The organism is Methylophaga sp. SB9B, from assembly GCF_004832235.1.
Taxonomy (GTDB): Bacteria; Pseudomonadota; Gammaproteobacteria; order Nitrosococcales; family Methylophagaceae; genus Methylophaga; species Methylophaga muralis.
The window spans coordinates 63245-70659 of sequence record NZ_SSXS01000015.1 but is presented as its reverse complement, the minus strand read 5'-3'; the positions used below and the strand labels follow the sequence as shown (position 1 = coordinate 70659).

Below are 7415 nucleotides of genomic sequence, written 5' to 3'. Positions count from 1 at the left end.
ACCCGAAGGGCTGGGGCTATTTTTGCGGCCGCTGCGTTGTCAATCACTTATGTAGGGTGGCTACACTGCGTGCTTTTCGCCTTGTCGGACACAAAAATAGCCGCCAGCAGTGGTGGATATGAAAGATAAACAAGCCCTAGGGCTTGAGGATCAACAAAACTTAATTCACCATCTTTGTGCGTGATGCACCATTTTGCACCACAAAGTCGCATGTTACTTACCTGTTTAAAATTAATATTCAATTAAATTAATAGGTTACTTATTGGCACAGTGCTTGCTCAGGCATATTTAATCGAAATGCAGGAGCGATCCATGAAAGAAAAATTAGTGCTGATTGGTAATGGTATGGCCGGTGTGCGAACACTGGAGGAATTACTCAAGTTAGCGCCTGAAAAATACGACATTACCGTTTTTGGTGATGAGCCATACGGTAACTACAACCGTATTATGCTTTCACCGGTTCTGGCCGGTGATAAAACCATTGATCAAATCATGATTAATGATCGCCAATGGTATATCGATAACGGTATTACCTTGCATGCCGGTAAAAAAATCACCCATATCAATCGTGTTCGACGCCAAGTGGAAACCGCTGAAGGCGAAGTATTTGAATATGATCGTTTGTTAATGGCCACCGGTTCTCGCCCATTTATGTTGCCATTACCAGGCCGTGATTTACCGGGCGTTATCAGTTTTCGTGACATTGCTGACGTCGACAATATGCTCGAAACAGCCAAGTCCTACAAAAAAGCCGTAGTTATCGGTGGTGGTTTATTGGGCCTCGAAGCCGCCAATGGCTTAATGATTCAAGGCATGGAAGTCACCGTCGTGCATATCGCTGATGTTTTAATGAATCAGCAATTGGATAAGCCAGCATCAGATCTGATGTTGAATGAATTGCAGGCCAAAGGGCTTAAATTCCTGATGTCGCATGAAACAGCAGCGATTGAAGGTAAAAAACGAGTTGAAAAAGTTGTCTTTAAAAACGGCACAGAAATCGATACCGATCTGGTCGTTATGGCGGTTGGTATCCGGCCTAATATTGAGTTAGCACAATCGGCTGGTATCCATTGTGAGCGCGGTATTGTGGTCGATGACACCATGCAAACTTTCGATCCTAAGGTCTATGCAGTTGGTGAATGTGTTCAGCATCGTGGAGCGACGTTTGGTCTGGTAGCACCGTTGTTTGAACAAGCAAAAGTCTGTGCCAATCATCTGGCTCAGATGGGTATTGCCCGTTATGTCAGCTCTATTACCTCAACCAAACTGAAAGTCACCGGTATTGATTTATTCTCTGCAGGTAACTTTATTGGTGATGAAAGCACCGAAGATCTGGTGTTCAAAGATGCCGCCCGCCATGTCTATAAAAAGCTGGTAATTCAGGACGACAAACTGATCGGTGCCGTTTTATATGGTGATACTGTGGATGGTGCCTGGTACTTCCAGTTAATGCGTGATGGCACCGATGTGTCCAGTATTCGTGAGAATATGCTGTTTGGTCAGCATCACATTGGTGATTCCGGTCATGGCGCGGCCAACTCGGTTGATGGACTGCCGGATGATGCCGAAATCTGTGGCTGTAACGGTGTATGCAAAGGCGATATCGTCAAGGCCATCAGTAAACACAGTCTGTTTACTCTCGATGAAGTCAAAGCCCATACCAAAGCTTCAGCATCCTGTGGTTCCTGTACTGGTTTGGTCGAACAGCTTCTGGCCTCGACATTGGGCAGTGACTTTAACGATACCCCAAGCAAAAAAGCCATGTGTGGATGCACCAGCATGAGTCATGGCGAAGTGAAAAACGCTATTAAAGATAAAGGTCTGAAAACTATCTCCGATCTGATGGTCGCCTTGGATTGGAAAAATGCAGATGGCTGTCACTCTTGCCGTCCAGCACTGAACTACTATCTGCTGAGCACTTGGCCGGATTATCAAGATGATCCGCAATCACGTTTTATCAATGAAAGGGTGCATGCCAATATCCAGAAAGACGGAACCTATTCAGTGGTACCGCGGATCTGGGGCGGGGTGACCAATGCCAATGAATTACGTGCCATTGCTGATATTTCCGATAAATATAATGTACCTACCGTAAAAATTACCGGCGGTCAGCGTATTGACTTGCTGGGTGTGAAAAAAGATGACTTGCCAAAAATGTGGGCCGATCTGAGTGAAGCAGGTTTTGTCTCTGGTCATGCCTATGGCAAATCATTACGTACTGTTAAAACCTGTGTTGGTTCTGAATGGTGTCGTTTTGGTACTCAGGATTCAACCGGCTTAGGCATCAAGGTGGAAAAAATGACCTGGGGTTCATGGACACCACATAAATTCAAGATTGCGGTATCCGGTTGTCCGCGTAACTGTGCAGAAGCCACTATCAAGGATTTTGGTATTGTCTGCGTGGATTCAGGTTACGAACTACATGTCGGTGGTAATGGTGGTATCAAGGTGCGGGCAACTGATTTCCTTTGCAAAGTCGCCACTGAAGAAGAAGCAATGGAATACTGTGCAGCCTTTATGCAGCTTTACCGTGAAGATGCTCATTATCTGGAACGTACCGCCCCGTGGATTGAACGGGTAGGGCTGAAAAGTGTTCAGGCCAAAGTAGTTGATGATCATGACAACCGTAAAGTCTTGGCACAGCGGTTCTATGAGTCACAGGAAAGATCGCAAGATGATCCTTGGGCGGAACATGCTGCCAAACAACGTGAAAACTATATTCCCATCAAGCAAGTAGGTTAAAAAAAGATGCAAAATTGGACTGAAGTTGGACCAGTGGAGAGTGTGCCGCAAAAAGGCTCACGAGTGATGACCACACCGGATGGGGATGTGGCGATTTTTCGTACCAGCTCGGATGAAGTGTTTGCCTTATTTGATCAATGCCCGCATAAAAAAGGCCCTTTATCGCAAGGCATTGTTTACGATAAACGAGTTGCCTGCCCATTGCATAATTGGGTGATTGATTTAAGCAGTGGTGAAGCGACAGGGCCGGACGAAGGTTGCACCCGTTCTTTTGCAACCAAAGTCGAAGACGGCATGATTTACATCTCACTCTGAGGATTGACTGTTGGCACAACTCGCAACACAAACAACTTGTCCCTATTGTGGCGTCGGCTGTGGCGTTTTAGCTGCGCCACAGGCAGATGGAACGGTCGCTATAAAAGGTGATCCGGCCCATCCGGCAAATTTCGGACGTTTGTGCTCTAAAGGATCGGCATTAGGTGAAACCGTCGGTCTGGATAATCGTTTGTTGTACCCACAGGTGGATGGTAAACGGGTCGATTGGGACACCGCGCTGGATCATGTTAGTGACAGATTTAAACAGATCATTGATGAACATGGTCCGGACGCAGTGGCGTTTTATGTGTCGGGTCAAATTCTGACCGAAGATTACTATATGGCCAATAAGCTGATGAAAGGCTTTATTGGCAGCGGCAATATCGAGACCAATTCCCGTTTGTGTATGTCTTCCGCGGTGGCTGCTCATAAACGTGCTTTTGGCAGTGACACGGTGCCCTGTAGTTATGAAGATCTCGAACAAACCGATTTGCTGGTGATTATCGGTTCCAATACCGCCTGGTGTCATCCGGTGTTGTTTCAACGTATTACCCAGGCCAAACTCAATCGCCCAAATATGAAAGTGGTTGTGATTGATCCACGCAAAACGGCGACTTGTGATATCGCCGATTTGCATCTGCCATTACGTCCCGGTGCCGATGCCTTTCTGTTTAACGGCTTACTGAGTTATCTCAAACAGCATGACTGTATTGATTGGCATTATCTTGAACAGTATGTCGAAGGCTTTGCTTCATCATTGGATTCGGCCAGCAAAACCGCTGCAAATATTCCTCAGGTAGCTCGCCAAACCGAGTTATCAGAAGCCGATGTGGCCAAGTTTTATCAATTATTTGCCTCGACCGAAAAAACTATCACGTTGTTTTCGCAAGGCGTCAACCAATCGACCAGTGGCACCGATAAATGTAATGCGATTATCAACTGTCATCTGGCAACCGGCCGGATTGGCAAAGCCGGAATGGGCCCATTCTCAATTACTGGACAACCTAATGCGATGGGCGGTCGAGAAGTCGGCGGCCTGAGCAATCAGCTGGCTGCTCATATGGAAATCGACAAGCCGGAACATCATGATCGCCTGTCACGTTTTTGGAACACCGAACGCTTAACCAATACGGCCGGCCTTAAAACCATTGATATGTTTCAGGCGATTGAACGCGGTGACATCAAGGCTGTCTGGATTGTGGCAACCAACCCAGTCGTAAGCATTCCCGATGCCGATCAGAACAAAAGAGCTTTAAAGCAATGCGAATTGGTCATCGTTTCTGAGATTGAAAAGCAAACCGACTGCACCGAATTTGCCGATGTTTTACTGCCAGCATTGGGCTGGGGCGAAAAAGACGGCACGGTAACAAATTCAGAAAGACGAATCAGCCATCAGCGGGCTTTTTTACCAGCACCTGGAGAAGCTAAAGCAGATTGGTGGATGCTTAAAGAAGTTGGCAAACGTATGGGTTTTGCTGAACAGTTTGAGTTTGAAACTGCCGTGGATGTATTTCGTGAACATGCCAGATTGTCAGCATTTGAAAATCATGGCGAGCGTGATTTTGATATCAGTGCACTGGCAGATATCACAGAGCAGGAATATGCGTCACTACAACCGATTCAATGGCCGATAACTGATAATGCCCCTCAGGGCACAGCCAGAATGTTTGCCGATAACCATTTTTACACCGCTTCCGGTAAAGCCAGAATGATTGCGGTAGATCCACATTATCCGCAAAACGAAGTGGATGATGAGTATCCTTTAGTACTTAATACCGGCCGCATCCGTGATCAATGGCATACCATGACTCGCACTGGTCGTGCCCCCCGGCTAAATGCTCATATCAGTGAACCGATGATTGATATGCATCCGGTAGATGCCGGGCACTGGCAGATCCAAAACAAAGCACTGGCGCAAGTTGAAAGTAAATGGGGACGACTCACCGGACGGGTTAATCTAACTCAGGATCAACGCCCCGGCAGTATCTTTGTGCCAATTCACTGGAATGGACAATTTGCTTCTCATGCTCGGGTCGATACACTGGTCGCCCCCATTACAGACCCGATTTCTGGACAACCCGAATCCAAACATACACCAGTTAATGTAAGGCCATTTTTACCACGCTGGCATGGGTTTATTTTATCCCGTCAGCCGTTGAGCCTCACTGAAACGGCTTATTGGGTCAAGGTTAAGGGGCAGCAGTTCTGGCGCTATGAACTGGCCGGTGAAAACTGGGTAGAACAACCACTTGAGTGGATTCAGAATCTGACTGAGCAACAAGGGGAATGGTTGGAATTTAGTGACCAGCGGGCAGGCCGCTATCGGGCTGCCAATATAGTAGATAACCAGTTACAGACGGTTATGTTTCTGGCAGCCGATCATCATTTGCCTGAACGAGGCTGGTTGTCTCAATTATTTGTTGAACAAACATTGGATGCGGCTGCCCGGCAAAGTTTACTGGCAGGACGCCCGGGTCCCGGACAGCAGGATAAAGGCAAATTGGTATGCGCCTGTTTTGCAGTGGGTGAAACCACGATTAAGGATGCTATCCGTAAAGGTGAAGCCAAATCAGTTGATGATATTGGCCGCTGTTTAAAAGCTGGAACCAACTGTGGTTCCTGCATTCCCGAATTAAAACAACTGTTAGCTAATCCCTGACAGTTGTTATGGCAGAGATGATTTCTGCCAAACCAAATTGACGAGTGCTGTGCATTTACGATGATGCATTTCCCTCCGAACCGCCCAGCGCGTATGCAGCCACAATGTCGTGGCAAATCAATCTCTATTTTTTGATATTTCGGACGTCGAAACGAGTTTCTGCGTCCCGTGAATAAGGAAGGATCATGTCAAAATTTTATACATTTTCTGCAACGACGTTGATGGCGAGCTTGATTGGCGCATTACCAATCACTGCAGCCGCTGCTGAAAAAGACAGTTTTATGGAAGCGCTGACCGGCGGTAAAGTCAGTTTTTCTGCACGTGCCCGTTATGAGTCAGTCAAACAGGATAATGACCTGAAAGATGCTGATGCATTCACTGTCCGCTCAACCTTGGGCTATGAAACAGGTCGCTTAAATGGTTTTGGGGCATTTGTTGAGTTCGAGAACGTTACTGATCTGGGTGGTGATAATTACAACAGTACAACGAATAGAAAGGCGGAATACTCGTTAGTAGCCGATCCAGATGGTACTGAAGTCAATCAGGCTTATCTGAGTTATCAGGGGTTTGACACGGTTGCTAAATTTGGTCGTCAGCAAATTACCTATCGTGATGCACCATTCCATCGTTATATTGGTAATGTGTTATGGCGGCAGAATCATCAGACCTTTGATGCATTTTCAATTCAGAACACGTCATTACCCGATACCCAATTGAGTTATGCATTTGTAAATAAAATAAACACTATTTTTGGTGATGATCGTGATTCAGATCTGATAGGGACTGGCGTGATTAAAAATGGTGTGATTGATGTTGAAGCACATTTGATCAATGCCCAGTACAGTGGTTTACCGTTTGGCAAGTTGGAAGGCTACGGTTATCTGCTTGAATATGAAGACGCTGAGGTTATTTCATCTAAAACATTTGGCCTGAGACTTAGTGGTGCACCAGCGATTAATGATAGCTGGAATCTGGTTTATACCGCTGAATATGCCCGTCAAAGCGACTATAAGGGCGGAACGATGGATGCACAGAATTATTATCTGGCAGAATTGGGTGCTAAACATAAAGGCTGGATGGCTAAACTCTCATATGAAGTTTTGGAAGGGGATGGCACGGATAGCTTTAAGACGCCGCTGGGAACCAATCATGCTTTCCAAGGCTGGGCCGATCAATTCCTGAATACCCCTCCAGAAGGTTTGAAAGATGTCTATCTGACCGTAGTTGGAAATGTTTTCTGGGACGCCAAATTAATTGTCTCCTACCATGACTTTGAAACTGATTACGACAATCTTGATGCTGGTAATGAGCTGGATATTTCACTGGAAAAAACCTTTAATCAGCATTATACCGTCGGGGTGAAATACGCTGATTATAAAGCTGACAGCGAATTCCCATCATTAGTGGATACCGAAAAATTCTGGGTCTATGGACAGGTTAAATTCTGATATCTCCTCGGCTAAATATTTAGCTATTTAGCCAAGCCAGCCCGCATTTAGGGCTGGCTTTTTTATGTTTTAGTTTTGGGTTTCACGCACCAAAAACTAGCGTAAACAGAGCTGTCACAGCCCATTTTAATGCAGGACCTGGCAAGATGTATTTTTAAGTTATTGATAAATAATGATTAAATCTCTGGCATGGCTTATGCAATATCCCTGACGTTGCCATACAACGAAGGAGGCCACAACATGGGATATCT

The 7415-nt window shown here is 45.9% G+C and carries 4 protein-coding genes; all 4 read left to right on the top strand.

Annotated features, from left to right (window positions below; genetic code table 11):
* Window positions 1-312 precede the first annotated feature (312 nt).
* The 4 genes from nirB (at window position 313) to E8Q33_RS14210 (ending at window position 7164) form a co-directional block, all read left to right on the top strand.
* Complete coding sequence (gene nirB, locus E8Q33_RS14225) at window positions 313-2742, top strand: nitrite reductase large subunit NirB (RefSeq protein ID WP_211116190.1); 2430 nt, start codon at window positions 313-315, stop codon at window positions 2740-2742.
* Window positions 2743-2748: 6 nt separating this feature from the next.
* Window positions 2749-3057, top strand: a complete 309-nt coding sequence (gene nirD, locus E8Q33_RS14220) for a nitrite reductase small subunit NirD (RefSeq protein WP_069295638.1) — start codon at window positions 2749-2751, stop codon at window positions 3055-3057.
* 10 nt (window positions 3058-3067) lie between these two features.
* A complete protein-coding gene (locus E8Q33_RS14215) occupies window positions 3068-5716 on the top strand; it encodes a nitrate reductase (protein WP_136555559.1) in 2649 nt (882 codons plus the stop codon).
* A 185-nt stretch (window positions 5717-5901) separates the two neighbouring features.
* Window positions 5902-7164 (top strand): hypothetical protein, encoded by a 1263-nt coding sequence (locus E8Q33_RS14210; RefSeq protein ID WP_136555557.1) that lies wholly within the window; start codon window positions 5902-5904, stop codon window positions 7162-7164.
* The last annotated feature ends 251 nt before the right edge of the window (window positions 7165-7415 follow it).

Bases quoted from the DNA above. Each gene is read 5' to 3' on its own strand.
- nirB (WP_211116190.1), top strand. From the start codon at position 313: ATGAAAGAAAAATTAGTGCTGATTGGTAATGGTATGGCCGGTGTGCGA.
- nirD (WP_069295638.1), top strand. From the start codon at position 2,749: ATGCAAAATTGGACTGAAGTTGGACCAGTGGAGAGTGTGCCGCAAAAA.
- E8Q33_RS14210 (WP_136555557.1), top strand. From the start codon at position 5,902: ATGTCAAAATTTTATACATTTTCTGCAACGACGTTGATGGCGAGCTTG.